At 71.0% G+C, this 26,603-nt stretch carries 22 protein-coding genes; 12 read left to right on the top strand and 10 right to left on the bottom strand.

The features are described from left to right. The 4 genes from BM085_RS46240 to BM085_RS29680 are packed head-to-tail and all read left to right on the top strand — an operon-like array spanning nucleotide 1 to nucleotide 1,953. The gene (locus BM085_RS46240; protein WP_245789773.1) at nucleotides 1-588 is read left to right on the top strand and encodes a gas vesicle protein; all 588 of its coding nucleotides are present in this window, start codon (nucleotides 1-3) and stop codon (nucleotides 586-588) included. Beyond that, nucleotides 581-1,384 (top strand): GvpL/GvpF family gas vesicle protein, encoded by an 804-nt coding sequence (locus BM085_RS29690; RefSeq protein ID WP_093890178.1) that lies wholly within the window; start codon nucleotides 581-583, stop codon nucleotides 1,382-1,384. The genes BM085_RS46240 and BM085_RS29690 overlap by 8 nt, the downstream gene beginning before the upstream one ends. Next, nucleotides 1,374-1,631: a gas vesicle protein gene (locus tag BM085_RS29685; protein ID WP_093890177.1), complete on the top strand. Its 258-nt coding sequence runs from the start codon at nucleotides 1,374-1,376 to the stop codon at nucleotides 1,629-1,631. Before BM085_RS29690 ends, BM085_RS29685 begins: the two co-directional genes overlap by 11 nt. After that, on the top strand, nucleotides 1,597-1,953 hold the full coding sequence (locus BM085_RS29680; protein WP_245789772.1) for a gas vesicle protein K: 357 nt from the start codon (nucleotides 1,597-1,599) through the stop codon (nucleotides 1,951-1,953). The genes BM085_RS29685 and BM085_RS29680 overlap by 35 nt, the downstream gene beginning before the upstream one ends. 95 nt (nucleotides 1,954-2,048) lie before the next feature. Here the strand turns inward: BM085_RS29680 and BM085_RS44730 are convergent, their stop codons facing one another. Then, a complete protein-coding gene (locus tag BM085_RS44730; protein ID WP_012893301.1) occupies nucleotides 2,049-2,216 on the bottom strand; it encodes a hypothetical protein in 168 nt (55 codons plus the stop codon). 167 nt (nucleotides 2,217-2,383) lie between these two features. On the opposite strand from BM085_RS44730, the gene BM085_RS29675 reads away from it, so the two are divergent. Next, nucleotides 2,384-4,501: an ATP-binding protein gene (locus tag BM085_RS29675; protein ID WP_093890175.1), complete on the top strand. Its 2,118-nt coding sequence runs from the start codon at nucleotides 2,384-2,386 to the stop codon at nucleotides 4,499-4,501. On the opposite strand, the gene BM085_RS29670 is transcribed toward BM085_RS29675, so the two are convergent. Both BM085_RS29670 and BM085_RS29665 read right to left on the bottom strand, forming a co-directional pair. After that, entirely contained in the window at nucleotides 4,502-5,494 is a 993-nt protein-coding gene (locus BM085_RS29670) for a 4-epi-cubebol synthase (protein ID WP_342742904.1), read from the bottom strand. Between the two features lie 70 nt (nucleotides 5,495-5,564). After that, entirely contained in the window at nucleotides 5,565-5,957 is a 393-nt protein-coding gene (locus tag BM085_RS29665; RefSeq protein ID WP_177245343.1) for an ankyrin repeat domain-containing protein, read from the bottom strand. Between the two features lie 102 nt (nucleotides 5,958-6,059). Here BM085_RS29665 and BM085_RS29660 point away from each other — a divergent pair, with 102 nt between their 5' ends. Next, nucleotides 6,060-6,968, top strand: a complete 909-nt coding sequence (locus BM085_RS29660) for a proteasome assembly chaperone family protein (protein ID WP_093890173.1) — start codon at nucleotides 6,060-6,062, stop codon at nucleotides 6,966-6,968. Next, nucleotides 6,961-7,998 (top strand): Gfo/Idh/MocA family oxidoreductase, encoded by a 1,038-nt coding sequence (locus tag BM085_RS29655; protein ID WP_093890172.1) that lies wholly within the window; start codon nucleotides 6,961-6,963, stop codon nucleotides 7,996-7,998. Before BM085_RS29660 ends, BM085_RS29655 begins: the two co-directional genes overlap by 8 nt. Before the next feature lie 36 nt (nucleotides 7,999-8,034). On the opposite strand, the gene BM085_RS29650 is transcribed toward BM085_RS29655, so the two are convergent. The 3 genes from BM085_RS29650 to BM085_RS29640 all read right to left on the bottom strand — a co-directional run bounded on the left by BM085_RS29650 (nucleotide 8,035) and on the right by BM085_RS29640 (nucleotide 13,829). Then, nucleotides 8,035-8,832 carry a tyrosine-protein phosphatase gene (locus BM085_RS29650; RefSeq protein ID WP_093890171.1) on the bottom strand — a complete coding sequence of 266 codons (798 nt, stop codon included), beginning with the start codon at nucleotides 8,830-8,832 and terminating at the stop codon, nucleotides 8,035-8,037. Nucleotides 8,833-9,002: 170 nt separating this feature from the next. Beyond that, nucleotides 9,003-11,468 (bottom strand): tetratricopeptide repeat protein, encoded by a 2,466-nt coding sequence (locus BM085_RS29645; RefSeq protein ID WP_177245342.1) that lies wholly within the window; start codon nucleotides 11,466-11,468, stop codon nucleotides 9,003-9,005. Between the two features lie 267 nt (nucleotides 11,469-11,735). Continuing rightward, complete coding sequence (locus tag BM085_RS29640) at nucleotides 11,736-13,829, bottom strand: M6 family metalloprotease domain-containing protein (RefSeq protein ID WP_245789771.1); 2,094 nt, start codon at nucleotides 13,827-13,829, stop codon at nucleotides 11,736-11,738. A 168-nt stretch (nucleotides 13,830-13,997) separates the two neighbouring features. Between BM085_RS29640 and BM085_RS29635 the strand changes: the two genes are divergently transcribed. Then, nucleotides 13,998-14,261, top strand: coding sequence for an imidazolonepropionase-like domain-containing protein (locus BM085_RS29635; protein ID WP_093890168.1), 264 nt, complete (start codon nucleotides 13,998-14,000; stop codon nucleotides 14,259-14,261). Here BM085_RS29635 and BM085_RS29630 read toward each other — a convergent pair. Continuing rightward, nucleotides 14,258-14,674, bottom strand: coding sequence for a MarR family winged helix-turn-helix transcriptional regulator (locus tag BM085_RS29630; RefSeq protein ID WP_031168644.1), 417 nt, complete (start codon nucleotides 14,672-14,674; stop codon nucleotides 14,258-14,260). The genes BM085_RS29635 and BM085_RS29630 overlap by 4 nt on opposite strands. Nucleotides 14,675-14,797: 123 nt before the next feature. Between BM085_RS29630 and BM085_RS29625 the strand changes: the two genes are divergently transcribed. From BM085_RS29625 to BM085_RS29615, 3 genes are all read left to right on the top strand, one after another. Next, complete coding sequence (locus tag BM085_RS29625) at nucleotides 14,798-16,534, top strand: ABC transporter ATP-binding protein (RefSeq protein ID WP_281249878.1); 1,737 nt, start codon at nucleotides 14,798-14,800, stop codon at nucleotides 16,532-16,534. A 92-nt stretch (nucleotides 16,535-16,626) separates the two neighbouring features. Next, a complete protein-coding gene (locus BM085_RS29620; protein WP_093890166.1) occupies nucleotides 16,627-18,165 on the top strand; it encodes a gamma-glutamyltransferase family protein in 1,539 nt (512 codons plus the stop codon). Nucleotides 18,166-18,213: 48 nt separating this feature from the next. Continuing rightward, nucleotides 18,214-18,519: a DUF5709 domain-containing protein gene (locus BM085_RS29615; RefSeq protein WP_245789770.1), complete on the top strand. Its 306-nt coding sequence runs from the start codon at nucleotides 18,214-18,216 to the stop codon at nucleotides 18,517-18,519. A 101-nt stretch (nucleotides 18,520-18,620) separates the two neighbouring features. Here BM085_RS29615 and BM085_RS29610 read toward each other — a convergent pair whose 3' ends face one another. Further along, nucleotides 18,621-19,280, bottom strand: a complete 660-nt coding sequence (locus tag BM085_RS29610) for an HAD family hydrolase (protein ID WP_093890164.1) — start codon at nucleotides 19,278-19,280, stop codon at nucleotides 18,621-18,623. Nucleotides 19,281-19,478: 198 nt separating this feature from the next. Between BM085_RS29610 and BM085_RS29605 the strand changes: the two genes are divergently transcribed. Next, entirely contained in the window at nucleotides 19,479-20,081 is a 603-nt protein-coding gene (locus BM085_RS29605; protein ID WP_093890163.1) for a Uma2 family endonuclease, read from the top strand. A 95-nt stretch (nucleotides 20,082-20,176) separates the two neighbouring features. On the opposite strand, the gene hrpA is transcribed toward BM085_RS29605, so the two are convergent. Continuing rightward, a complete protein-coding gene (gene hrpA, locus BM085_RS29600) occupies nucleotides 20,177-24,070 on the bottom strand; it encodes an ATP-dependent RNA helicase HrpA (RefSeq protein WP_093890162.1) in 3,894 nt (1,297 codons plus the stop codon). A 265-nt stretch (nucleotides 24,071-24,335) separates the two neighbouring features. Next, entirely contained in the window at nucleotides 24,336-26,597 is a 2,262-nt protein-coding gene (locus BM085_RS29595; RefSeq protein ID WP_425443283.1) for a glycoside hydrolase family 6 protein, read from the bottom strand. Nucleotides 26,598-26,603: the final 6 nt, after the last annotated feature.

The following is a 26,603-nucleotide window of genomic DNA, read 5'->3' as shown; positions in this document are numbered from 1 at the left end:
ATGGCCGATCCCGTGCGCTCCGGTTCCCCGATGGTCCAAGGCTACGGCGGCAGGGCGCCCGCCCGGCAGGGGTCGTCCACCAACCTCGGCGACATCCTGGAGCGGGTGCTCGACAGAGGCGTGGTGATCGTAGGCGACATCCGCGTGAACCTGCTGGACATCGAGCTGCTCACGATCAAGCTGCGGCTGCTGATCGCCTCGGTGGACACGGCCCGGGAGCTGGGCATCGACTGGTGGGAGCACGACCCGTGGCTCAGCTCGAAGGACCGCGACCTGGTCGAGGAGAACCGCCGGCTCCGCAAACGGCTCGTCGCCGCGGAGGGTGACCTGGGAGAGCTTTCTGACAGGGACCGCAGAGAGCTTGAGGAGGGCCGGGACCGCCGGGAGGAGCTCCACGACAAGCCGGGCGGCAGGGTCCGCCGGGAGGAGTTCCACGACGAGCCGGGCGGCAGGGAACGCCGGGACGACTCCCGTGACGAGCGGGACGACCGGAGCGACCACGACGAGCGGGACGAGCGCCGTCCCGTCGAGCCCCGGCGGAGGACCGCCAGGAGGCGGTCGCGCGGAGCGGAGGACGACGGTGGCTGACTCCGGCACGTACGTCTACGCGGTCGCGCGCGACGTGGGCCGTCCCCACCCGGCCGGCCTGACGGGGGTGGCCGGCACGCCCGTGTGGACGATCGAGCGCGCCGGGCTCGTCGCCTATGTGAGCACCGTGCCGCTGGACCAGTTCGGGGAGGAGCCGCTGCGGCGCTCCCTGGAGGACCTGGACTGGGTGGGGAAAACGGCCCGCGCCCACCACCATGTCGTGGAGGTCGTGGCGGAGACGGCCGCGACGGCGCCCATCCGGCTCGTGACCGTCTACAGCAGCCAGGAACAGGTGGGCGAGCTGCTGGAACGGCGGCACGACGACTTCGTCACGCTGCTCTCCCACGTCACCGGGCGGAAGGAGTGGGGGGTGAAGGCATACGCGCAGCAGGCCGCGGAAGCCGCCGGCGCGGAGGGCGGGGACGCCCCGGAGGCGGACAGTCCCGGCATCGCCTACCTGAAACGCCGCCAGGCGAGCCTGCGCGGCCGGGAGGACGCCTGGCGGCGTGCGGCCGCCCAGGCCGAGCGCATCCACACCTCGCTGGCGGCCGTCGCCGTCGCGAGCCGGCGCCACAGGCCTCAGGACCCGAGCCTGTCCGGCCGCGACGAGTGGATGCTGCTCAACGGCGCCTACCTCGTCGACGACGAGCGCGGCGACGAGTTCGCCGCCGTCCTCGACACCCTCCGCGGGCAGGGGATCGACGTGGAGCTCACCGGCCCCTGGGCGCCCTACTCCTTCACCACCCTCGACCTGGACCTCGACGCCGGTGATCCGGAGTCACGCGATGGCGGCTGAGAGGTCGCGAGGCGCCGCGCTGGCCGCCGAGGGGCGCCTTCCGCCCGAGCGGGTGGCACTTGTCGACCTGCTGGACAGGCTGCTGGCCGGTGGCGTCGTCGTCACCGGGGACCTCGTCCTCTCCATCGCCGACATCGACCTCGTGCGCGTCTCCCTGCGCGTGCTGATCACCTCTGTCAACGGGTCCTTCACGACCGAGCGGAAGAACGGACATGACAAGCACGGATATGAACCGGCCCGCGAGTGAGCCTCTCGCGGTGAGCGCCGCGGCGGCGCCGGACACGGCGCGTTCGGGCCGCTGGCGCGTCGAGACCGACCCCGAGCGGGTCGAGCGGGATCTGACCTGTCTCGTCCTCACCCTCGTCGAGCTCGTACGCCAGCTGGTGGAACGGCAGTGCGTGCGGCGGATGGACCAGGGTGACCTGTCCGACGAGCAGATCGAGACGCTGGGGCTGACCCTGATGCGCCTCGAAGAGGCCATGACCGAGCTGTGCGAGCGTTTCGACCTGTCCCCGTCCGACCTCAACCTCGACCTCGGCCCCCTGGGGACCCTTCTCCCCGTGGACTGACCGGGCCGTGGACCGACCGGGCTCGCGGCGCCGGTCCGGTCGGCCGCGATCGCGCGGCTCCCCTGGGCACGCCCCGCGACCGCCCCGGACGCGGGCTAGCCCCAGTGGGGCGGACGGTCCTCCAGGAACCGGGCGTCGTCGTCCGGCTCCCGCCAGTCGCCCCACCCCAGGTCGGTGTCGTCGCTGGTCTGGTCGGGCAGGATGGGCGGCCCGTCGTCGGAGAGGTCGACGGGGCGCAGGTCGTCAGGCTCATGCGATGTCACGCCTCCATGCTAGCCACCGTGACGGTGAGTCATTTCTCCATCGGGGACAAGGCGTGTCTCCCCTTCGGCGGAAAGCCCGCCACCGTAGCCCCGCGGCCCCAAGGACAGCCGGGGGGTCCGGCGGGTACGATGCGGATGCAGTGTCAGCTACCCCCCGTGAGGCGGCCATGGCAACGCCATCAGGATGGCGGCGAGACGGCAATCTCCCCAACGAGCTAACCAGCTTCGTGGGACGCACCAGGTTGCTGACCACCCTCCGGCAGCGGCTCCGCGAGCACCGCCTGGTCACGGTGACCGGCATCGGCGGTGTCGGCAAGTCCCGCACGGCGCTGCGCATCGCGCACCTGATGCGCGGCCAGTTCAGGGACGGCGTGTGGTTCGCCGACCTGGCCCGGCTGCAGGACTCGGGGATGGTCAGGCACACGATCACCTCGGCGCTCGGGATCGCCGACCAGTCCTCCCGCTCGGCGGACGAGACGCTGGTCGAGTGGCTGGGCGACCGCGAGATCCTGCTGATCATCGACACGTGCGAGCATCTGGTCGACGCCTGCGCCGCGCTCTTCGAGGATCTGCTGAGCAGCGCCAGGGGCCTGACCATCCTGGCGACCAGCCGCCAGTCGCTCAACGCCAGAGGCGAGCACACGGTCACCATCCCGCCGCTGACCGTCCCCGGCGACTCGCCCGGAGAAGACGTCTTCAGCAACGAGGCGGTGCAGCTCTTCACCGCGCGGGCGGGCGCGGTGGTGCCCAACTTCATGCTGGACGAGCAGAACATCGGCCCCGTGGCCGAGCTCTGCCGCCGCCTGGACGGCATCCCGCTCGCCATCGAGCTGGCCGCGGTCCGGATGCGGGCGCTGTCGGTGGAGCAGATCCTCGGCCTGCTGGCCGACCGGTTCAGTCTGCTCGCCGGCGCCAGCCGTACGGCGCTGCCCCGCCACCAGACGCTGCGCGCCGCGATCGGCTGGAGCCACGAGCTGTGCGAGCCCGCAGAGCGGCTCCTGTGGGCCCGGCTGTCGGTCTTCGCCGGCGACTTCGAGCTGGACGCCGCCCGCTACGTCTGCTCCGGGGAGAGCCTGCCCGCCGAGGACGTCATGGACCTCGTCGCCAGCCTGGTGGAGAAGTCCATCCTGCTGAGCGACGGCACGCCCTCGGGGCACCGCTACCGGCTGATCGACACCCTGCGCCAGTACGGCGAGGAGTGGCTGGAGAAGCTCGGCGAGACCGCCGCCGTCCGGGAGCGGCACCGCGACTACTACCTGCAGCTCGCCACGAGGAGCGAGGACGCCTGGTCCGGCGCCCGCCAGGTCTACTGGTACATCCGGATGCGCCATGAGCACGACAACATCCGCGTGGCCCTGGACTACTGCCTGCGCAACCCCTCCGAGGTCCAGGCAGGGCTGAAGCTCCTGTCCTCCCTGTGGTTCATGTGGGTGGCCTGCGGGCTGGCCCGCGAGGGCAGGCTCTATCTGGAGAAGACCCTGGAGCTGACGTCCCAGCCGACTCCGGAGCGGTGCAAGGCGCTGTGGGTGCTCTCCTACATCAACAGCGCGCAGGGCAACATCTCCGGCGCCGTCGACGCGGCAGAGAAGTGCAGTTCGGACGCCGTCCGGGTGGGCGACTCCGGCGCGGTCATCCTGGCCACCAAGATGCTCGGCACGGCCGCGTTCCTCCAGGGCGACCTGCAGAAGGCCAGCGCGCTGCTCGGCGTCGCGATCGAGTTCCACAAGAGCGGCCGGGAGCTCAACCCGGGGCTGCTCCCCTCGATCGTCGAGCTGTCGATGGTGCTGCTCATGCAGAACGATCCGGCCGAGGCCGAGGTGCTGTTGCGCGACTGCATCGCGGTCTGCACCCAGCGCGGCGAGCTGTGGCTGCGCTCCTACGCCATCTACGCGCTGGCCAGCGTCCACCAGGCGATGGGCCGTGCCCCGGAGTCCATGGCCAACGCGCGCGAGGCGCTCCGGCTCAAGCGCAACTTCCACGACGTGCTCGGCATCGGCCTGGCGATCGAGGTGGTGGCCAAGCAGGCACTGGATGACGGGCAGCCGGTGCTCGCGGCCCGCCTGATGGGCGCCGGTCAGGCGAACTGGCGCACCTTCGGGATGCCCCAGATGAACTCGCCGTTCTTCAACCCCGAGCACGACCGGTGCGTCAAGGAGTGCAGGCGCGTCCTGGGCGAGCAGGCGCACGAGGAGGCGTTCGCGCAGGGCAAGAAGTTGAATCTGGAGGAGCTGATCGAGCTCGCACTCGGCGACCATGAATCGGACGATCCGCTCCCCCAGATGTGATCACCGGGTGGAGCGCCGCCGGGCCGCCCGCCAGGCGTCGGTGTAGCGGGAGCTGGTCAGCGAGTAGTCGACGCTGCCGCTGATCCAGAACTCCAGGCCGCGCACGTAGGCGAGCACCGCCTCCGAGCCGAGCGCCTCCAGCGAGGGGCGTACGGCCACCATGTCGGCGATGGCCTGGTTGCGCATCTCGCCGATCTCCTCCATCGCCTCCTGGCGGGAGTAGTGCCGGTGCTCGGCCAGCACGTTCACCAGGTTGTTGCGGGAGTTGCCGCTGTCGCTCTCCTTGGCGTAGGAGATGAGGTCGTTGTCCCAGACGACGACGTCGTTGGCGCTCTCGGTGATCGCGCGCATTCCGGGGTGGCGCCACTCGTCGGCACTCAGGCCGCGGCCGCTGGCGACGTCGATGAGGGCGAAGACCGTGAGCATGGCCCCGGTCCGCCGCCGCATGAAGATGTAGTCGTCCAGGGAGGGCACCACCTCGTCCTCCCGGTTGGCCGCCTCCCACACCTGGGCGAACAGGTAGTCCTTGGTGACGTTTCGCCACCGGTCGAGCTGCTCGTCGTCGCCGTAGGCGGCGATCCTGCCCTTGATCTCCAGCAGGGACTTGGCGAACACGTCGTCGACCTCGGAGCCGGCGTTCAGATCCTCCAGGACGGCGTAGAACTGCGGCAGTGCGCGTGCTATCTCGGCGGCGCGCCTGTCCGACTCGCAGAACGCGTCATCGAAGGCGAACAGCCACACGCACCAGTCGCTCACCAGCCGGAGGGTGTGATGCTCGGCGTAGGGATATGTCCGGGCGGACAGCCATCCGTACTTCGCCTGTCTGTAGCGCTCCACCGTCTCGGCGTCGTCCAGCATTTCCGAGTCGATGAGCCATTCGAGGGTCTCTTTGTCGACCTGCTCGACATGGGGATTGACTTCGCTCGGGAAGGGACAGAGAAGCGGAGGCAGACGGAGGGGCTGATTGAACCTGTGCGTAGCAGTAGTTCCCACCCGTCAAGAATGGCCTAACTCTGAGTGCTTTCATATATATCTGACAGTAATGACGGACCCTAAATAAGGATTAATGCCCGAACCATTTGAGGTACTCGTCCTGGCCGAACATCCGGGCCGCGTCCGTCGCCGAAGGGCTCCCCGCGTCCGGGTCGGCGCCCGCCTCCAGGAGGGCGCGGACCACCTCGGGCTCCTTTTTGAAGACCGCGCCGGACAGCGGCGTCTGCCCCCGGTCATTGGCCCGCCCCGGGTCGGCGCCCAGGGCGGTCAGCGCCCGGACCGTCTCCGGGTGACCGTGGTAGGCGGCGAGCATCAGCAGCGTGTCGCCCCGGTCGTTGCACAGGTCGGCCGGGACCCCGGCCTCGACGTAGGCGCGGAGCTGCTCGGTCTGCCCGGTCCTGGCCAGGTCGAACAGGCGGGTCGCGAACTCCTCGAGCTCCGGGTCAGGCTGCATGGGATCCATTGTGCCCCGATAGGGTGCCCAGTGATCGCCGCGGGTAGGCGGAATTCACCGGGCGCCCCACGGGTTCATCTGAAGAGACGACCGACGAAAGGCTGGAACACGGTGTTCGACCCGACGGATCTCTACCGGCTCAGCGGAGACGTCCCTGAGCTGACCGATCCGGTGCTGCTCTACCACTTCGACGGGTTCGTGGACGCGGGTGGCGCCGGACGGCTCGCCATCGGCCACCTGCTCAACGAGCTGGAGCACCGGGTCGTCGCGACCTTTGACGTGGACCGCCTGCTCGACTACCGGTCCCGGCGGCCGATCATGACCTTCGACACCGACCGGTGGGTGAGCGTGGAGAGCCCCGAGATCGCCCTCCACCTGGTCCACGACACCACGGGCACGCCGTTCCTGCTGCTCACCGGCCCGGAGCCGGACCGCGAGTGGGAGCTGTTCACCGCCGCCCTCGGCGCGCTGGCCACCCGGCTGAAGGTGAGCAAGCTGGTCACCACCCACGGCATCCCGATGGCCGTCCCGCACACCCGCCCGCTGGGCGTCACCGGTCACGCCACCCGCCCCGAGCTCGTCACCGGCCAGACCAGCGCCTTCGGCAAGGTCCAGGTGCCCGGCAGCGTGGCCGCCCTGATCGAGTTCAGGCTCGGCGCCAAGGGCCACGACGCCCTCGGCTACGCCGTGCACGTCCCGCACTACCTGGCCCAGGCGGAGTATCCCGCGGCGGCGGTGACCGCCCTGGAGGCGGTGACCAGGAGCACCGGGCTGGTGTTCCCGCTGGAGAGCCTGCGCGAGGCCGCGGAGAGCACCGACACCGAGATCGCCGAGCAGATCGAGGCCTCCGACGAGCTGTCCACCGCGATCACCGGCCTCGAGCAGCAGTATGACGCGTTCGCCGCCGGCTCCGAGCGCGAGAACCTGATGGCGGAGCCCTCCGAGATGCCCACCGGCGACGAGCTCGCCGCCCAGTTCGAGGCCTTCCTCGCCGAGCGCGACGAGCAGCGTGGTGACTGACCTGCGCGTCGGCCTCATCGGGTACGGCGTGGCCGGGGCGTTCTTCCACGCCCCGCTGGTCGCCGCGACCCCGGGGCTGAGCCTGTCGGCCGTGGTGACCGGCAACCCCGGGCGCGCGGCCGAGGTGCGGGAGAAGTACGGCGCGCGGGCGGTGGGTGACGCCGCCGAGCTGTGGGACTCCAGCGACCTGATCGTGGTCGCCTCCCCCAACCGCACCCACGTCCCGCTGGCCGAGGCCGCCCTGAAGGCCGGCCTGCCCGTGGTGGTGGACAAGCCGCTGGCGGCGACCGCGGCGCAGGCCCGCGGCCTGGTACGGCTGGCGGGCGAGCTCGGCCTGATGCTGACCGTGTTCCAGAACCGGCGCTGGGACGGCGACTTCCTGACGGCCGAGCGGCTGGTCTCCTCCGGGGAACTGGGCACGGTGAGCCGGCTGGAGTCGCGGTTCGAGCGCTGGCGGCCCACCCCCAAGGGCGGCTGGCGCGAGCTCGGCGGCGCCGAGGAGGTCGGCGGCCTCCTCTACGACCTCGGCAGCCATCTGGTCGACCAGGCCCTGCGCCTGCTCGGCCCGGTCACCCACGTCTACGCCGAGTCCGACATCCGCCGTCCCGGGGTCGCCTCCGACGACGACACCTTCATCGCCCTGACCCATGCCGGCGGCGCCCGCTCCCACCTGTGGGCCAGCGCGGTGGCGCCCCGGCTCGGTCCGCGCTTCCGGATCCTGGGCTCGGAGGCCGGCTACGTGAAACACGGCCTGGACATCCAGGAGGACCAGCTGCGCGCCGGTCTCACCCCGGACTCCCCGGGTTTCGGCGAGGAGCCGCGGGAGCGGTGGGGCACCCTGGGCACCGACGAGGCCGGCCGCCCCGTCCGCACCGAGCCGGGCGCCTACGCCGGCTTCTACCGGGCGGTGGCGGCGAGCCTCCGGGACGGCGCCCCGCCGCCGGTCGACCCCGGAGAGGTGGTCGAGGCCCTCACCGTCCTGGAGGCCGCCCGCCGGTCGGCCGCCGAGCAGCGGGTCGTCGCCCTCTGAGACCCGCGAGGGACCTCCGATCCCTCGCGGGTGACGTCAGTCGCGCAGGCGGGAGCGGAGCGCCTGGGAGTCGGTCTCGGTCCAGCCGTGGGAGGCGAGCCACGGCAGGGGCCCGCCGAAACGGTCGTCGAGGACGCCGAGGAACTGCTCGATGTACTCCGGGCGCGGCCGGTGGTCGTCGGCCGGGCGGGAGTCGAGGTCGTCGCGGTAGGTGGCACTGGAGCGCAGGCGGGCCAGGATGCCCTCCAGGCGCTCACCGGTGGCCGTGTAGTCGGCGACGATCGCCTCCCGGGTGGCCCCGGCGACTTCGAGGGCCAGGGCGCAGACGACGCCGGTGCGGTCCTTGCCCGCCGCGCAGTGCACGACGGCGGCGCCGTCGTCGCCGGCCATGACGCGCAGGGCGGCCAGCACCGAGTCGGGGCGGTCGCGCAGGTAGGAGTAGTAGAAGCCGGTCACCCTCAGCTCGGCGAGATCCTCCTCGGCCCGCTCCTGCCAGGGCAGCACCCTGTCGGCGTCGATCGTGTCGGCCTCGACGTCGGTGTGCCTGCCCCCCTCGGCGAACAGGGTGTGGTGGTGGATGCTCACCTCCGGCACGACCGTGAGCGGCCCGGGGCCCTCCAGGGACACCTCGGCGCCGGAGCGCAGGTCGACGACGTGACGGAGCTTCAGCTCGCCGACGAGCAGTGCGATGTCGCGCTCCGTCAGCCCCTGCAGGTTGTCCGACCGGTAGACCCGGCCGGAGCGCGTGGTCCCGCCGTCCACCGTGGCGAGCCCGCCGAGGTCGCGCACGTTGACGGCACCTTCAAGATCAATCCATCGCGTGAAGTTGTTCATCACTCACGAGCCTATATGGCGGGGTATGGCCGCGCGGTTAACGCCGGGTGCTCATTGCCGCAACGGCGACGCCCCGCGTCGCGCGGGCCACGGCCGAGGACGGACGCCCGGCTGCTCGGCGCCGCGACGGCGACGCCCCGCCGGCGGCACGCGGTCGCGGCCGGGCCGGCTCACTCCCCCGCGCGGCGCAGGAGTTCGAGGGTGCGGCCCATCCCGGCCTGGTTGCCCAGGCTCCGGTAGATGTCCTGGGCCTGTCTGAGCGGGGAGAGCGCCGCCGCGTGGTCACCCGCCTCCAGGTGCGCCTCGCCGAGATAGCGCAGGCTCCGGGCCATCCACCAGCGGTCGCCCAGCTCCTCGAAGGCGTGCACGGCCCGCTCCAGCGACTCCCGCGCCTCCCGGGTACGGCCCAGCCGGCTGTGGGCGCGTCCCGCCGACAGCTCACTGCGGGCCACGCCCCAGGAGTCGCCGAGGGCGGCCAGCATCTCCGTGGCCCGCCGTACGTAGGTCAGCTCGCGGAGCCCGTCGGCGGGGTTGCCGACCTCACCGGCCGCACGCAGGCACCTGGCCTCCTCCCAGAGTTCCCCTCTGAGCCGGAACGTCTCCGCCGCCCGGTCCAGGCTGAACCCGGCCCGCGTGAAGTCCTCCGCGGCGGCCCTGGTCTCCCCCTGGGTGTGCAGCGCTCGCGCGGTCGCGCCGAGCACCTCCCCGTAGGCGCGCAGGGTCTGCGCCTCGGAGTAGCGGTTGCGGTCGTGCTTGAACACCTCCAGGGCGTCCTCCAGCAGCTTCCTGGCCTGCTCGGGCCTGCGCTGGGCGAGCTGGAGCTCGGCCAGGTTGCGCTGCGTCCTGGCCGACCACCAGCGGTCCTCCTCGCCCTTGAAGGCCGTGATCGCCGCAAGGAGGTAGCCCTGGCCCGGGTCGAGGTTGCCGTCGCTGAACAGGGCCATGCCGACCGCCCGCATCGCCCGCGCGGACCACCAGGACTCGCCCAGGTCGGTGAAGATCTCCAACGCGCGCTCGGCGTCCGCCCTGGCGACCGCGTGGCTGCCCTGCCCGCCGCTCACCGCCGCCCGGTCCAGCAGCGCGATGCCCAGGGCCCGCCGGTCGTCCATGTGGGCCGCCGCCTCGCACACGATCTCGGCGACCGTCCGCCAGTCGGACCAGTAGGCCCGCAGGGAGTGGCAGAGCGAGCAGAAGGCGCGGCCCAGGCCCCAGGCCAGGTCCCACATCTCCAGGGCGCGGGCCTGGTTGATCATGGCGACCATGGTCAGCCGCTCGGCGTTGAGCCAGTCGGCCGCCGACGCCTGGGCGACGGTCGTGGTCGCCGGGTCGGCGTTCCTGCCGCTGCGGCCCCAGTCCTGGGGCCAGCGGGCCATGGCCGCGGTCTCGGCCCGGCGGCGGTAGCCGGACAGGACCCGTTCGATGGCCGCCCTGCGGTGGTCGTCGTCCTCGTCGGAGACGGCCAGCTCGTGGGCGAAGATGCGGACCAGGTCGTGCAGCCGGTAGCGCATCACGCCGGAGAAGTCGATGCCCGAGCACTCGGCGAGCTGGGTGTCGATGAGCGCCTCGAGCTGGTCGGCCCCGTCCAGTTCGGAGGCGGCCAGCAGCTCCCCCGCCACCCAGCCGGGTACGTCGGGGGCGGTGAGGAGGCTGAGCAGGCGCAGCAGGCGGCGCTGGAGGCCGGTGCAGTCGTCGTAGCTGAGCTGGAGCGAGGCGCGCACGCTCTTGTCGAGCCTGCGGGCGAGTTCGAGGTGGTCCAGGCGGCGGCGCTCGTCCCTCAGCCGGTCGGCGAGCTCGCGCAGGGTCCAGTTCTCCCGGGTCGCCAGACGGCCGCCGCAGATGCTGATGGCCAGCGGCAGGTGGTCGCACATCCGGACGATCTCCTGGGCCGACTCCAGGTCGGCGGCGACCCGGTCGTCCCCGGCCAGCCGGGCCAGCAGTTCCACACCCTGCGCCTGGCTGAACACCGACAGCTGCTTGTCGTAGGTGTTGAGCAGGAACAGCGGCTGCCGCGATGTGATCATGACCGCGCATCCCGGCTCGGCCGGGATCAGGTCCTTGACCTGGTCTCCGTCCTGGGCGTTGTCCAGGCCGATCAGGATGCGCTTTCCCTTGGTCCACGTCAGCCAGAGCTTGCGCAGCTCGGCCGGGCCGCCGGGGTCGGTGGTGAGCCGCACCCCCAGCGCCCGCAGGAAGCCGATCAGCACCTCCTCGGCCTGGATCGGCGCCTCCACCGCGCCGCGCAGGTCGGCGTAGAGGCGCCCGTCGGGGAAGCGGTCGGCGACCTCGTGCCCGAACCTGGCGATGAGCATGGACTTGCCCACCCCGCCTCTGCCGTACACCGAGACGACCAGCGGCGAGTTGTCCTCGTCGCGGCCACGGGAGCGCTGGTGGCCGGCGAACACCCGGCGCAGCTCCGCCAGCGACTCGGTCCGCCCGGTGAAGTGCGCGGAGACCGGGGGCCACTGGTCGGGCGGGCGCCAGGACGGGCCGTCTCCGGCGGCGGGCTTCTCCGCCCGGCTGCCGGCGGTCGCCCAGGTGAGCAGGCCGACCAGGAGGGCGGCGAGCACGGTGACGCCCACCTTGGCCTCGGTGGGCAGGTCCCAGACATCCAGCGACGTGGCCAGGATGCTGGCCACCGCGGCGGCGATTCCCGCCGCGGCGGGGGCCGCCAGCGAGATCGACCGCCTCGGCGGTCGCGGACCACGATGATCAGGCACGTTTGACGGCCCGGGCATCCACACCCCCCGGAGAAAACCGCGGCACGCCCGCGGCCCCCCGACTCAGCCGACGTGTTGTCTCAAGATTGATTCAACCAGATGCCCGGCCGCGGTGACGGGGTACGGCGGGCCCGCCGTACCCCGTCACCGCCCTTCCGGGACTCCTGCGGCCTTCCGCAGGGCCCTCTACAGGCCGATCACGTGACAGGTGGCCTTGGCGGTCTTGGACGGGTCGCTCTCGGAGGTGGCGGTCAGCGTGACCTTGGCCAGGCGGCTGCCCCCGGAGGCGCGCTGGGCCTTGACGTCCACCAGTGCCTGCTTGCCGAAATCGGCGGTGGCGAGCCGGTTGGGCACCGAGGCCGTCCAGCCGCCGCCCTCGACGGTGGCCGACAGCCGGTAGACGTCGCTCTTGAGGTAGCCGCTCACGTCCTCGGGGTGCTGCCCCTGGGCGGGGGCGGACCTGCCGGTGTTGAACAGCGGGAACCGGCAGGAGGACAGGCCCTTGCCGTCGGGGATCCCGGCGGCGGGCAGCAGCTTCACGCCGCGTCTCTGCGGCCCGGCGCCGTCCAGGGAGCGGACGGCCACCGTGTAGGACAGGATGCCCTCGCGGTCACGCTGCAGGTCGAGGACGTAGAAGTGGAGCCTGTTGGCCTCGTCCACGTACTCGAACTCGGACCCGGAGTCGGCGCCCGCGTGGAACAGGGCGTCCGACAGCTGGCGGTAGTCGCCGATCGTGATGGGCACGGCGGTGCCGTCGGGCAGGACGTAGTCGGTCATGCCGATGTCCTGGGGGTTGGCGTCGACGACCCACTCGAAGGGCGCGCGGTCGGCGTTCTTCGTCTTGGCCAGCAGCACGCCGGAGTCGGGGGTGAAGGAGTCGGCGCCCATCCGGTCGACGACCTCGACGGTGTAGTTGTCGTAGCCGCCGCCGTCGCAGAACGGGTCGGTGGCGACGACGCAGGCGGGGCTGCGGTCGCCGTCGCCGAAGGCGATGTTGACCCCGGACAGGCCGGTCGGCCCCGGCTGGGCCACCCGGGCGGTCACCTTGGCCACGACGAGACCGGACTCCGCCAGCGCCGCGCGGGACAGGCGCAGCACGTTCCGCTCGTCCACCATCTCAAGCTTGATCTTGTTGCGGAGCATGTGCTGGGCGCCCATGGAACCGCCGCCGGTGGGCGGGATCATCCAGCGGCTGTGCGGGCCGCCCGGCCCGTTGAAGCTGCCCCGGCTGAGCATCTCCCAGATACCGGTGTAGGCCCGGCGCGGCGGCACCCCGAACGGGTTGTTGTAGTTGTCGCCGATGCCGAGGATGTGGCTGAGCTCGTGGGCGTAGACGCCCTGGCCCGAGCTCTCGGCCTGGGTGGACGATCCGCCGCCGGCGTTGGGCCAGATGGAGGAGGCCGAGGCCCAGGAGGTCCACTCCACGTACCGGGTATCGGCCCAGTTGGGCAGAGCCGGGTCCGGCGGGCCGAAGTCGTCGGTCACCGCCTCCTTGGCCGGGAACTTGATCGGCCCGAACTCCTGCCAGGTGGCCGACTCGTCCTGGCCGGCGCTCAGGAAGAAGACGAAGTCGAACCCGGCGGGGATCTCCGGGCCCTCGGCGCCGACCCACGCGGCCCGCCCGTCGGTCCTGATGTTCTTGTCGCAGCTGTCGCCCGCTGGGCAGCCGGTGCCCGCCTGGAACTCCATGGCGTACTCGTGGGACTTGCCCGGCATCTGGTACGGGCCGAAGGCGGTCAGGTCGACGCCGTAACGGCCCCCGGAGTCCTCCATCCAGTACTCGTGGATGGTGTGGCCCCGGTTGAGCTGGTTGGGGGTGTTGAGGAAGTCCTTGTAGAACCCGGCGACCTGCTCGCGTGGGATGTCGTGGGCCTCGGCGCTGGGGTTCTTGAAGACCGTCGACCCCTGGGGCTGGGTGACCACGAACGGCTGGTTGGGGTAGTCGAGCAGGACCAGCGCGCCGCGGAAGGTGCGCTTGGAACCCTTGACCGCGGGATCGGCCCAGGTGGTGCCCGGCGGCTTCTTGTAGTCGGCCCACGTCATGTGGTCCGGGTTCTTCCAGTTCTGCGGGTCGATCGGGGCCGGGCCGCCGGGCTTGGCGCGCAGCGTGGCCGCGGGTCCGTCCTGCTGCCAGGGCTGGGTCTGGGGCCAGTGGTTCAGGCGCCAGGGATGCTCGGGCTGGGGAGAGGGGTCGGCGGCGGCGGGGACGGAGGCGATGCCGATCGGGATCAGCACCACCGCTGCGATCAGTGCTTTCAGTAACCTGGGGGGTCGAGTCACGACAAATGACGCTATAGACCGCTTTAGCAGCGATCAATCATCTTCTGTAGGAAGGTCATCTGTCAGGTGTAGGAAAACGTGCCGCGCCGCGGTCCGCCGATGCGACATTTGAGATCGGCAGGTCGATGCCCTTAATCTCTCTAAAGGGACAAACAGCCAGGAGTGTCTATGCCCACGCGTGCGGGCCACGGCATCGGCACGCGTGCGCTCCCGCCGGTCGTCGTGCACATCGCGCCCCTCGTCCTCCCCGTCTGCGAGCCGCCCGTCGACGGCGCCGTCGCCGTCCGGGGCGACCGGGTGATCCGGATCGGCCCGCGCCGGGAGATCGAGGCCGCCTACCCCGACCTCACCCCGTCCCGCCGGCCCGGGAGCACTTCCCGCTGCCGGACACCCGTATCCTCCCGACGGACCGGTGGGACTGACGGGCGCTAACCGGTCTGGTGGTCGACCACGCTCAACAGGTCCCGCAACTGCTCCCGCTGTTCGGGGGTGAGCACCGCGAACAGCTCCTCGGCCACCTTCCTGCGCGCCTCGCGCACCCGGCCGTACTCCACCCTGCCCTCGGGGGTTATCACCAGCAGGGTGGAACGGCGGCTGGCCGGATCGACCTCCCGGCGGACCAGGCCGGCCTCCTCCAGGGCGTCCACGACGGGGGTGACCGAGCGCGGCACGATCCTGAGCCTCTCGGCGAGCTGCACCATCTTGAGCGGCGGCTCGGCGTCGGCGATCACTCTCAGCGCCCGCGCCTGGCCGGGGCTCAACCCGAGCGGCCCGAGCCGCTCGCCGTAACCGCGCCGCAGTCGATGGCCGACGCCGTGCACAAGATCGGCCAGTTCCGTCTCCACGCCCCTGAACTTATCTCATTGTCCGCGGGAATGATTGTGAGCTAACCTCTGTTTGAGCAAACATCACAAAGGAGTTGCATGGCTGAGCGAACCAGAGAAGTCCCCCGGGACGAAATACCGGACATGAACGACGAACCCCGCGCACCCCTGGGGCGCATCGTCGCCCTGTTCCGCCCTTACCGAGGCCGGCTGGCCGTGGTCGGCGCCCTCATCGCGCTGTCCTCGCTGGTCTCCCTCGCGTCGCCGTTCATGCTCCGCGAGGTGCTCGACGACGCCATCCCCAACGGCAGGACCGGCCTGCTGACGCTGCTGGCACTCGGCATGGTCGCGGTCGCCGTCACCACCAGCGTGCTCGACGTCGTCCAGACGCTGATCTCCACCACCGTGGGCCAGCGCGTCATGCACGACCTGCGCACCGCCGTGTACGGCCACCTCCAGCGCATGTCCCTGGCCTTCTTCACCCGCACCCGCACCGGCGAGGTGCAGTCGCGCATCGCCAGCGACATCGGCGGCATGCAGTCGGTGGTCACCTCCACCGCCGCCTCGATCGTCTCGAACCTGACCACCGTGGTGGCGACGATCATCGCGATGCTGGTCCTGGACTGGCGGCTGACCGTCGTGTCACTGCTGCTGCTGCCCGTCTTCGTCGGTATCAGCCGCAGGGTCGGCCGCGAGCGCAGGAGGATCACCTCCGAGCGGCAGCGGAAGATGGCCGCCCTCTCCTCGATGGTCCAGGAATCGCTGTCGATCAGCGGGATCCTGCTGGGCCGTACGATGGGCCGCGGCCCCGAGCTCACCCGGCGCTTCTCCACCGCCTCCGACGAGCTGGCCGACCTGGAGGTCCGCTCCAGCATGGCCGGGCGCTGGCGGCAGTCCACCATCCAGATCATCATGGCGGCCATGCCCGCGATGATCTACTGGGCCACCGGGCTGACCTCGGCGGTCTCCATCGGCACCGTCGTCGCCTTCACCACACTCCAGATGAACCTGTTCCGGCCCACCGTGTCGCTGCTGCGCCTCGGCGTGGACGTGCAGAGCTCCCTCGCCCTGTTCGCCAGGATCTTCGAGTATCTCGACCTGTCGGTGGACATCCACCCCGGCACCCGGACGCTGACGGACGTGCGCGGCGAGGTCCGCCTGGAACACGTGGACTTCTCCTACGGCGAGGCCCCGACCCTGTCGGAGGTGAACCTCACGGTCCCGGCGGGCACGTCCCTGGCCGTGGTGGGCGAGACCGGCTCCGGCAAGACCACGCTGAGCTACCTGCTCCCCCGTCTCTACGACGTGACCGGCGGCCGGGTCACCGTCGACGGCGTGGACGTGCGCGACCTGACCTTCGAGACGCTGGCCGAGACGGTCGGGGTGGTCTCCCAGGAGACCTACCTGTTCCACTCCTCGATCGCCGACAACCTCCGCTTCGCCAAGCCCTCCGCGACGGACTCCGAGCTCGTCGAGGCCGCACGCGCCGCCCGGATCCACGACCACATCATGTCGCTGCCCGACGGCTACGACACCATGGTCGGCGAGCGCGGCTACCGGTTCTCCGGCGGCGAGAAGCAGCGCCTGGCCATCGCCCGCACGCTGCTGCGCGACCCGCCCGTGCTGATCCTCGACGAGGCCACCAGCGCCCTCGACACGCAGACCGAGCGCGCCGTCCAGGAAGCCCTGGACACCCTGTCGCACGGCCGCACCACCATCACGATCGCCCACCGCCTGTCCACGGTCCGCGACGCCGACCAGATCGTGGTCCTGGACCGCGGCCGCGTCGTCGAGCGCGGCACCCACGCCCAGCTCCTCGCCGCCGACGGCCCCTACGCCGCCCTCGTCCAGCGCGACGAGCCCGTGGCCGCCGCCGCCTGACATGGCCGCCGCGCGCCACGGTCGCGCATCCCCGTCGGGTGGCGGCGGACCACTCGTTCAATGTCCGGTAAAGGAAGCCGTACGCTCTCGTCATGCTCAACACCCGTTATGCGCGCTCTGGAATGGTCTGTACGGTCGATCACCTCGCTTCCAGCGCGGGTGTGGCCATGCTGGAGCGGGGAGGTTCGGCGGCCGACGCGGCGATCGCGGCGAACGCCGTGCTGGCGGTGACCGCCCCGCACATGTGCGGGCTGGGCGGCGATCTGTTCGCGCTCGTCCACGACGGCACCGGCGCGCCCGCGGCGCTCAACGCCTCCGGGCGGGCCGGATCGGGCGCCGACCCCGAGCGGCTGCGCGCCGAGGGGCACGACCGCATGCCGCACCGCCACGACGTCCGCTCGACCCCGGTGCCGGGCTGCGCGGACGGCTGGCTGGCCCTGCACGGCCGGTACGGCAGGCTGACGGCGGCAGAGGTGCTGGCACCGGCGATCGGGCACGCCCGTGACGGTTTCCCCGCCTCGCCGCTGATGATCCCCGCCCTGGAGACGGTCGGCCCGCTGTGCGAGGACTTCGCCTCGGCCCGGCAGGCCGGCGACCTGATCAGGCGGCCCGGGGTGGCGCGGGCGCTGGAGGCCCTGGCCGACGGCCGCGACGGGTTCTACCTCGGCGAGTTCGGCCGGGGGCTGCTCGAGGTCGGCGGCGGCGAGTACACCGAGGACGATCTCGCCGAGGAGAGCGCCGAATGGGTGGATCCGCTGCGGGTGAGGGCCTTCGGGCACGACGTGTGGACCATGCCGCCCAACTCGCAGGGATACCTGCTGCTGCTGGCCCTCGACATCGCCGAGGGACTCGACCTGCCCTCCGACCCGGCCGACCCGCTCTGGGCGCATCTGCTGGTGGAGGCCGCGCGGATGGCCGGGCACGACCGGCCGGAGGTGCTGTTCGACGGCGCCTCCGTCGAGGAGGCGCTGGGCTCGGCCGCCGCGCGCCGCGCCCTGATCCACCCGGACCGCCGGGTCGTGGTCCGCGACCTCACCTCGCCGGGCGACACCACCTACCTGTGCGCGGTGGACGGCGACGGCATGGGCGTCTCGCTGATCCAGTCCAACGCCGCCGGATTCGGCGGAATGGTCTTCGAGCCTCGCACCGGCATCAACCTGCACAACCGCGGCATCGGGTTCTCGCTGGTCCCGGGCCACCCCGCCGAGTACGGCCCCGGCCGGCGCCCGCCGCACACCCTCGTGCCCGCCCTCGTCACCCGCCCCGACGGGTCGCTCCGCTCGGTCGTGGGCACGATGGGCGGCGACGCCCAGCCGCAGATCCTGCTCCAGATCCTGACCCGGCTGCTCGCCCACGGCCAGACACCCGGTGAGGCCATCGGCGCCGCCCGCTGGCGGCTGGCCTCCGGCGGCACCGGCTTCGACACCTGGGACGCCCCCGACCAGGCCATGGTCGAGGTCGAGGCCGGCGGCCCGTGGAGCGACGGCCTGCGCGACCGGGGCCACCCCGTCGGCGCCGCGCCGTACGGCTCCGCCTTCGGCCACGCCCACCTGATCGACCTGCTGCCCTCGGGCGTCCTGGCCGGGGCGGCCGATCCGCGATCGGTCATCGGGGCCGCCACCGGACTCTGACCGGGGGGTTTTCCGCGACAGAACGGGTAGGGCGGCGATATGAGTGAAATGCCCCCAGACCGTAAGGGTCTGAGCGACGAGCAGGCGGTCGAGGTCGAGGAGTGGACCGACGACCTCGGCCTCAACCACGAGATCCGTGCGGACGACCCCGAGCACCGGGACACCCTCGACGAACGCCTCTGGCGCGAGGCCCCGGACCACGAGCGGGCGCCGCGCGAGGGGAACCGCCTCGTGGCACCGGACGAGGGCATCGGCCCGGACGAGACGTCCGAGGAGTACGCCCGGGATGTCGGCGCCGACGACGGCGACCTGTCAGCCGAGGAGCGCGCCATCCACATCGACCCCGACGCCTGACGCGGGACCTCGGACCCCGGCCTGGTCACCGGCGGGTCCCCCGGCAGGGGACACCACCGGCGGCCCGCCACCGGTGACCGCCCGCCGGTGGCCGGCAGTGGTCACCCGGCCGTCTTGTGGGTCAGCGCCGCGACGAGGGCGGGGAAGTCGTCGACGACGAAGTCGGCCTCAGCCGCCTCGGGGCGCGCGGCGTGGAGATGACCCCAGGGACCCCGGCGGATCAGCGCCGTCCACATACCGGCCGCACGGGCGGGACGGACGTCGTTGTCGAGCCGGTCGCCCACGTAGAGGATCTCCCCGGGCTCCCGGCCCGACACCGCGACGACCTTGGCGAAGAACCCCGGATCGGGCTTGGAGACGCCCCAGCCGTCGGAGGTGTGGATCGCGTCGACGGGCAGGTCCATCGCGGCCAACGCGTCGTAGGCCTGCGGCGGCTGGTTGCCCGCGATGATCACCTCGAACCCCAGGTCGCGCAGCGCGGCCAGGCCGGCCCGCACGTCCGGATAGAGGTCGTCGGCGTCGAAGTTCACCCGGAGCCCGTCGGGGTCGTCCCGCTTCCAGGCCTCCTGCTCGGCCTCGACATCGAAGCCGGGCCTGACGAGCTGGAAGGCCTCCTCGAAGGACCTGTCGAGCGCGGCCATGCCGCCCAGCACGCCGAGCATCGTGAACCGGGTGACACCGACCCGGTCGGCCCAGCGTGACCAGATCCGCGTCTCGTCGATCAGCGTCTCCCCGACATCGAACACCAGCGCCCGCACCACGATGCTCCCCCTCCGTCCGGTTCCCCGATCCTATGGGAGTACGGCGGGGCACGCCGGACAGGTCCTACCGGAGTACGACCTGTCGAGATGTGTCTGCACCCGGTCGCGCGCCGATAACCGTTGCGCATATCTCGCGTTCCCCGGGGAACCCCATGGAACACTTAGGGTGTTTGTTCGAACACGAAGGGGCATGAACCCATGGTGATGACAGCGCAGGGACGACTCCCTCGGCATACCCCCGCGGAAGACCACCCACTACCCCCCACACCGAGGGAGTTCTTCGAGTCTCTTCCCCCCACTCTCCGCCTCCGCGCTGAGATCATCGACGGGAATCTCATCTTGAGTCCTTCTGGCATCCCCCGGCATGGCCGCATCGCCATGCACCTGGCCTTCGCACTGCTCCCCATCTTGGACGAAAACGACTGGGAGAGCTTTGCGGGAAACGTCGACGTCTGCATCGAGGGGCCACGCGACACCGTGATCCCCGACTACTGCCTGGCCCTCAGGGACGCTCCGCTCTGGGGGGACCGGGAGATCCTCTCCTCAGGACTGATCATGGTGGCCGAGATCGTCTCGCCAGGGAGCATGGAGACGGACCGCGCCACGAAGCCCCGGATCTATGCGGGTTGCGGCATTCCGATCATGCTGATCATCGATCCAGTGGCCTCGCCCCCAATGATCACCGTCCTCAGCGACCCTGAGGACGGCGCCTACCAGACCATCACTCAGACCCAGATCGGCAAACCCGTCCGGATCCCCTCCCCCGTCGACTTCGAGCTGGACACTTCGATCTTCCTGTAGTCCCCCCACCTCCGGCGGCCCGCGACAGCGTTCTTCCACAGCCGTGGCGGATTCCTTGTACGCGGGGCCGGCCGCGGTCAGGGCCGGTGTCTGCCCTACAGGTTGTCCATGGCCTTGCGGACGCGCTTGTCGGAGATCGAATACGGGGTGCCGAGGGTCTGGGCGAAGTAGCTGACCCTGAGCTCCTGGATCATCCAGCGGATCTGGCGGACGTCGTCGTCGGAACGGCGGGCGGGGGGAAGCTTCTCGACCAGGTCGTGGTAGTCGTCCTCGAGGTCGTGGATCTGGTGCATCCGCTCCTCGTCGCGGAGCCGGTCGTCGGGCAGCTTCTCCAGCCGCCGCTCGGCCGCCTTGAGGTAGCGGAGCAGGTCCGGCAGGCGTTTGCAGCCGGTGTCGGTGACGAAGCCGGGGTAGACCAGGTCGGCGACCTGGTCGCGGATGTCCTCGATCGCGGGGGTGGACCGGGCGTCGGGCAGGAGGGTGGCGACCGAGTGCCAGACCCGGAGGATGCCCTCCACTCTCGCGACCACCTCGGCGGTGGTGTCGAAGAGCTCGGCGCGGACCTTGTCGTGCAGGGCGGTGAAAGCGGACTCGTCCCAGACCGGCCCGCCGTACTGGCTCATCAGCTCGTCGGCGGCGCAGGCGATGCAGTCATCGAACAGGGCGGTGGCACCGGCGTGCGGGCTGCGGCTGAGGGCGAGTTTCGCCTGGTTGTTCAGACGGCCCAGCACCCACTTGGCCGGGGACGGGGTGTTGAGCAGCAGCAGCCGGCGGGTGCCCTCCCACATGGCGCGGCGCTGCTCGGCCTCGGTCTCGAACATCCGCACGGCCACCGTGGCGCCCTCGTCGGCCAGCGCCGGATAGGCCTTCATCCGGCGCTGCTCGAAGGTCTTGGGCAGCTCCCCCACGTTCCACGTGGTCAGGCCCGACTTCTCCAGCCCGTCGGCGGCCCTTGAGAGGGTCTGGCGGAGCTTGGGCGCGAGCCGCCGTTTAAGGTCGGCCAGATCCTTGCTCTCGGCCAGCTTGTGCTTACGGCCGTCGATCACCCGGAAGGTGATCTTCAGGTGGTCGGGGACGAGGTCGGACTGCCACGCCTCGCGCGGCACCTGGATGCCGGTGAGGTTGAGCAGCTCCCGCTCCAGCACCGCGAGCAGCGGCTCCTGGGTGGGCTCCGCCCGCTGGAGCACCTGCTTGGCGTAGTTGGGGGCGGGCACGAAGTTGCGCCGGATGTTCTTGGGCAGGGCCCGGATGAGCGCGGTGAGGAGCTCCTCGCGCAGGCCGGGGATCTGCCAGTCGAAGCCTTCGACGTTCACCTGGTTGAGCAGGGCGAGCGGGATGTGCGCGGTGACGCCGTCGGCGTCGGTGCCCGGCTCGAACTGGTAGGTCAGCGGGAAGCGCAGGCCGCCCTGGCGCCACACGTCAGGGTAGTCGCGCTGGCTGACGTCGCCCGCCGACTCGCTGATCAGCATCGACTTCTCGAAGCTGAGCAGGTCGGGCTGGTCGGTCCTGGTCTTCTTCCACCAGGAGTCGAAGTGGCGCCCGGAGACGACGTCGGCGGGGACGCGCTGGTCGTAGAAGTCGAACAGCGTCTCGTCGTCGACGAGGATGTCGCGGCGGCGGGCCCGCTCCTCCAGCTCCTCGACCTCCTCGAGAAGCCTCCGGTTCTCCTTGAAGAACGCGTGGTGGGTCTCCCAGTCGCCCTCGACCAGAGCGTGCCGGATGAACAGCTCGCGGCTCAGCTCGGGGTCGATGCGGCCGTAGTTGATCTTCCGCTGGACCACGATCGGCACGCCGTACAGCGTGACCTTCTCGTAGGCCATCACCGCGCCCTGGTTCTTCTCCCAGTGCGGCTCGGAGTAGGTGCGTTTGATCAGGTGCTGGGCGAGCGGCTCGACCCACTCGGGCTCGATCTTGGCGTTGACCCGGGCCCAGAGGCGGGAGGTCTCCACCAGCTCGGCGGACATGACCCACAGTGGCTGCTTCCTGGCCAGCGCGGAGCCGGGGAAGATGGCGAAGCGGGCGTTGCGGGCGCCGATGTACTCGGTGAACGGCTTGCGCGGTTCGGCGACGGGACGGCGGGGGCCGTCGTTGGCCGTCTTCTTGTCGACGTCCTTGACGCCGACGTGGGACAGCAGACCGGACAGCAGGGAGATGTGGATCTTCTGCTCGTCGCCGGGGGTGCTGTTCAGCGTCACGCCGAGGGACTTCGACATCTGGCGGAGCTGGCTGTAGACGTCCTGCCACTCGCGTACGCGCAGGTAGTTGAGGAACTCGGACTTGCACAGGCGCCGGAACGCGCTGGAGGACATCTCCTTCTGCTGCTCCTGGAGGTATTCCCACAGGTTCAGGTAGGAGACGAAGTCCGACTCCTTGTCGGCGAAGCGGCGGTGCTTGTCGTCGGCGGCCTGCTGCTTCTCGGCCGGGCGCTCACGCGGGTCCTGGATGGACAGCGCCGCGGCGATGACCATGACCTCGCGGACGCAGCCGTTGTGGTCGGCCTCCAGCACCATGCGGGCCAGCCGGGGGTCCACCGGCAGGCCGGCCAGCTTGCGGCCGAGCGGGGTCATCTGCCTGGCCTGGTCGAAGGCGCCCAGCTCCTGGAGCAGGTCGTAGCCGTCCTTGACCTGGCGCTGGTCCGGCGGCTCGACGAAGGGGAAGGCCCCGATGTCGCCCAGGCCGATCGAGGTCATCTGCAGGATGACCGAGGCGAGGTTGGTGCGCAGGATCTCCGGGTCGGTGAACTCCTGCCGGGTGAGGAAGTCGTCCTCCTCGTACAGCCGGATGCAGACGCCTTCGGAGACACGGCCGCAGCGGCCCTTGCGCTGGTTGGCCGAGGCCTGGGAGATCGCCTCGATCGGCAGGCGCTGGACCTTGGTGCGGTGGCTGTAGCGGGAGACGCGGGCGAACCCGGGGTCGACCACGTATTTGATGCCGGGCACGGTCAGCGAGGTCTCGGCCACGTTGGTGGCCAGCACGACCCGGCGGCCGGAGTGCCGCTGGAAGACCTTGTGCTGCTCGGCCGCCGACAGCCGGGCGTACAGCGGGAGGATCTCGGCGTCCTTGCGCTTGGACAGCGCGTCGGCGGTGTCGCGGATCTCGCGCTCGCCGCTGAGGAAGACCAGGATGTCGCCCGGCCCCTCGGCGCACAGCTCGTCCACGGCGTTGCTGATCGCCTGGATCTGGTCGTCGTCCTCGGCGACCGGGCGGTAGCGGACCTCGACCGGATAGGTCCGGCCGGAGACCTCGACGATCGGGGCGTCGCCGAAGTGCTGGGAGAAGCGCTCCGGGTCGATGGTGGCCGAGGTGATGATGATCTTGAGGTCCGGCCGCTTCGGGAGGAGCTGCTTGAGGTAGCCGAGGATGAAGTCGATGTTGAGGCTGCGCTCGTGCGCCTCGTCGATGATCAGCGTGTCGTACTGGTCGAGGTCGCGGTCGGTCTGCAGCTCGGCCAGGAGGATGCCGTCGGTCATCACCTTGACGAGCGTGCCGTCGCTCACCTGGTCGGTGAAGCGCACCTTGTAGCCCACGGCGTCGCCGAGCTGGGTGTCGAGCTCCTCCGCGACCCGCTCGGCCACGGTCCTGGCGGCGATCCTGCGGGGCTGGGTATGGCCGATCAGGCCCCGGACGCCCCGGCCCAGCTCCAGGCAGATCTTCGGGAGCTGGGTCGTCTTGCCGGAACCGGTCTCGCCGGCGACGATCACGACCTGATGGTCGCGGATCGCCTCCAGGATGTCGTCCTTGCGCTGGCTGACCGGCAGCGCCTCCGGGTAGGTGACCACCGGCACCCCGGCCCTGCGGGCGGCCACCCGGCGCTCGGCCTTCTCGATGTCGGCGGTGATCTCCGCGGCGATCTTCTGCTGTGCGGCGCGGTTTCTGACCTTGCGCGCGCCGTCGAGCCGGCGCCGCAGCCGCCGCTGATCGCGCAGCGTGAGCTCGGGCAGGCGTGCGTGGAGTTCGGCGAGTGGAGATGTCAACGGAGGCGTTCCCATACTGCTTTCAGGATACTTTCAGCCCGCAAGTCAGGAGCCAACCGCCCATCGTGCCTGAGCCGCCGCGCGACCGCATCCCAATAAACGACCGCGGCCCGTGGAGGACAGACGGCCGCGCCCGCTGGAGGCCGCCTCCCGGCGAAGCGTACGGTCCCGCGCGAAGCGTACGGCCCCGCCGCTCCCTCGCGGGGAGTGGCGGGGCCGTACTCGTCCGGCCGCCGGACCTCCGGGTGCCCCCGCCGGAGCGGGGGCCCGGGATCAGGGGTTACGGCAGGGCGGGGTAGGCGTTCCTGAGCAGCTCACGGAACTGCGCCGAGAACCACTGGCCGGAGAGCGGGGCGTCCGCCAGGGAGCCGGTCATGTTGTTGCCGTTGCGCTCGTTGCCGGTGTAGGTCGGGTCGCACATCCGGTCGAAGCCCTTGCCCTCGTCGTTGGGGATGAGCTTGCTGGCGCCGTCGGACTCGCCCGGGGGCTTGATCCAGACGTAGGCGTCGAGGCCGGCGGCGGGGCTGGCCTGCGGGCGCTCGCCGAGGCCGGCGCCGCTCTGGTTGCACCAGTTGCCGGCGTGGATGCGGCGGTCCACCCGCGACTGGTTGACGAAGGTGTTCACGTCGGTGGAGGTGCTGGGTGCGGCCGGGCGGGCCGTACCGCCCCACCCGTTGCGGGAGGTGTCGATCAGCATGCCGAGGCCCGGCTTGAAGCCCTTCTGGATGAGCAGGGTCCGGAAGGCCTGGGCGTAGGACAGCTCGTCGACGTAGAAGTTCCAGTCGACCCACCGCGACTGGCGCACCGTGGTGCCGTTGACGGAGGTGTTGATGGTGAAGTGCGGCTCCTTCAGAGCCGAGTAGTTGGCGGTGTTGGTGATGAAGCCGTCGACGCTGTCGAAACCGGCCGTGGTGCCGGAGACGGTGCTCGCGAACAGGTCGGCGGAGGGGCCGAAGTTGGTGTCCCAGCCCAGCCAGCCGTGGTGCCCGGCGTCGATGTAGGTGTAGACGTTCTTGATCGCGTGCAGCTTGTTCAGGGCGTAGCGGACGCCGTCGACGTAGGCGCCGCTCGTCTTGGCCTCCTGGCACTTGGGCACGTTGAGGTTGGTGATCAGGTTGGGCAGCGAGTCGATCTCGATGACCGTCGAGATCCGGAGCGCGGCGTACCTCGGCTCGGCCATGATCGCGGCGATCGGGTCGATGTACTCGGTCTTGTAGCGGTTCAGGCCGTTCTGAGCGATGAGCAGCTCACCGTTGGAGGCCAGCGCCGAGCAGTCGCGGTTGGGCAGGTTGTAGATGACGAACTGGATCGTCAGGGGCTTGCTGCCGTTGGTCACGTCCTGCCTGAGGGCCTCCTCCAGATGAGCGCGGAGTCCCCTGGCGGAGGCGGTGCCCTCGATGGCGGCGATGCGGTCGAGCCACACGCCGGTCGAGATGTCGGCCACCGCGTCGCCGCCCGGCTCGGCCGCGGCCTTCGCCGCCCAGTCGGGGTTCACGTAGCCGGTGGCCCCGGCGTACGGGTTCTCGACGTGCTCGCCGGGCTGCGTGACGACGTCGTCGTCGGACTCGGTCGCGGTGACGGAGACACCGGTGTGCCCGGTGGCGGCGGCCGCGATGGTGGCGGTGCCGTCGGTCTGGTCGGCGTCCTGGGCGGCCGAGACGGTCACGTTCTGCGCCGTGTTCCAGTTGGCGGAGGTGAAGGTGAGCGTGGAGGGCGCGATGGTGAGGTCGGCGTCGCCGGTCTTGGTCAGGTTGACCGTGACGTTGCCGGTGGGCGCCTTGCTGAGCCTGAAGCCGACCGTCTTGGAGCCGCCTTCGGGGACGCTGACCGAGGTCGCGGAGGCGACGATCGCCGCGGTGCCCCCGTCGGAGCCGACGGTGAAGGGGACCGCGGCGGTCTCGGTGGACAGCACCGGGGTCCCGTTGTCGTAGGCCTTCGCCTTGGCGGTGTGGCTGCCCGCCGCCACGCCCGTCGCGGAGTAGCCGTACGGGGCGGAGGTGTCGGTGTTGACGAGCGTGCCGTCGACATAGAACTCGACCTTGCTGACCGCGCCGTCGTCACCGGCCGTCGCCGCGAGCGGTACGGCGGAGCCCGCGGGGATGGAGGCGCCGCTCGCCGGGCTGGTCAGGCTGACCGTCGGAGCCTGGTTCACGGGCGGCTGCCCGCCGCAGGTGACGCCGTTGACCGTGAAGGCGGTGGGCTTGGGGTTGCTCCCGCTCCACGACCCGTTGAAGCCGATGCTGGTCGACGCGCCGGTGGCGAGGTTGCCGTTCCAGTCGAGGTTCTTCGCGGTGACCTGGTTGCCGGTCTGGCTCCAGGTCGCCGACCAGCCCTGCTGGACCTGCTGGGTGCCGGGGAAGGCGAAGCCGAGGGTCCAGCCGGTGAGCGCGTCACCGAGGTTCTTGACCGTGACGCTGGCGGTGAAACCGCCCTGCCATTCGTTGGTGCTGTAGGCGACGTCGCACGAGACTGCGGCGTGTGCCGTGGCGGCCTGCCCGGTGGCGAGACCGGCCGCGGCCACGAGCAGGGCCGCCGTGGTCACCGCCCG

The organism is Streptosporangium canum, assembly GCF_900113865.1.
GTDB lineage: Bacteria > Actinomycetota > Actinomycetes > Streptosporangiales > Streptosporangiaceae > Streptosporangium > Streptosporangium canum.
Note: the sequence above shows the minus strand (reverse complement) of the source record. Positions and strands in the feature narration are given on the sequence as shown.

Excerpts from the sequence above, each read along its gene's own strand:
- BM085_RS29685 (WP_093890177.1), top strand. The coding sequence starts at position 1,374 with ATGGCGGCTGAGAGGTCGCGAGGCGCCGCGCTGGCCGCCGAGGGGCGC.
- hrpA (WP_093890162.1), bottom strand. The coding sequence starts at position 24,070 with ATGGGAACGCCTCCGTTGACATCTCCACTCGCCGAACTCCACGCACGC.
- BM085_RS29675 (WP_093890175.1), top strand. The coding sequence starts at position 2,384 with ATGGCAACGCCATCAGGATGGCGGCGAGACGGCAATCTCCCCAACGAG.
- BM085_RS29635 (WP_093890168.1), top strand. The coding sequence starts at position 13,998 with ATGCCCACGCGTGCGGGCCACGGCATCGGCACGCGTGCGCTCCCGCCG.
- BM085_RS29605 (WP_093890163.1), top strand. The coding sequence starts at position 19,479 with ATGGTGATGACAGCGCAGGGACGACTCCCTCGGCATACCCCCGCGGAA.
- BM085_RS29615 (WP_245789770.1), top strand. The coding sequence starts at position 18,214 with ATGCCCCCAGACCGTAAGGGTCTGAGCGACGAGCAGGCGGTCGAGGTC.
- BM085_RS29650 (WP_093890171.1), bottom strand. The coding sequence starts at position 8,832 with ATGAACAACTTCACGCGATGGATTGATCTTGAAGGTGCCGTCAACGTG.
- BM085_RS29625 (WP_281249878.1), top strand. The coding sequence starts at position 14,798 with ATGAACGACGAACCCCGCGCACCCCTGGGGCGCATCGTCGCCCTGTTC.
- BM085_RS29680 (WP_245789772.1), top strand. The coding sequence starts at position 1,597 with ATGACAAGCACGGATATGAACCGGCCCGCGAGTGAGCCTCTCGCGGTG.
- BM085_RS29620 (WP_093890166.1), top strand. The coding sequence starts at position 16,627 with ATGCTCAACACCCGTTATGCGCGCTCTGGAATGGTCTGTACGGTCGAT.
- BM085_RS29665 (WP_177245343.1), bottom strand. The coding sequence starts at position 5,957 with ATGGATCCCATGCAGCCTGACCCGGAGCTCGAGGAGTTCGCGACCCGC.
- BM085_RS46240 (WP_245789773.1), top strand. The coding sequence starts at position 1 with ATGGCCGATCCCGTGCGCTCCGGTTCCCCGATGGTCCAAGGCTACGGC.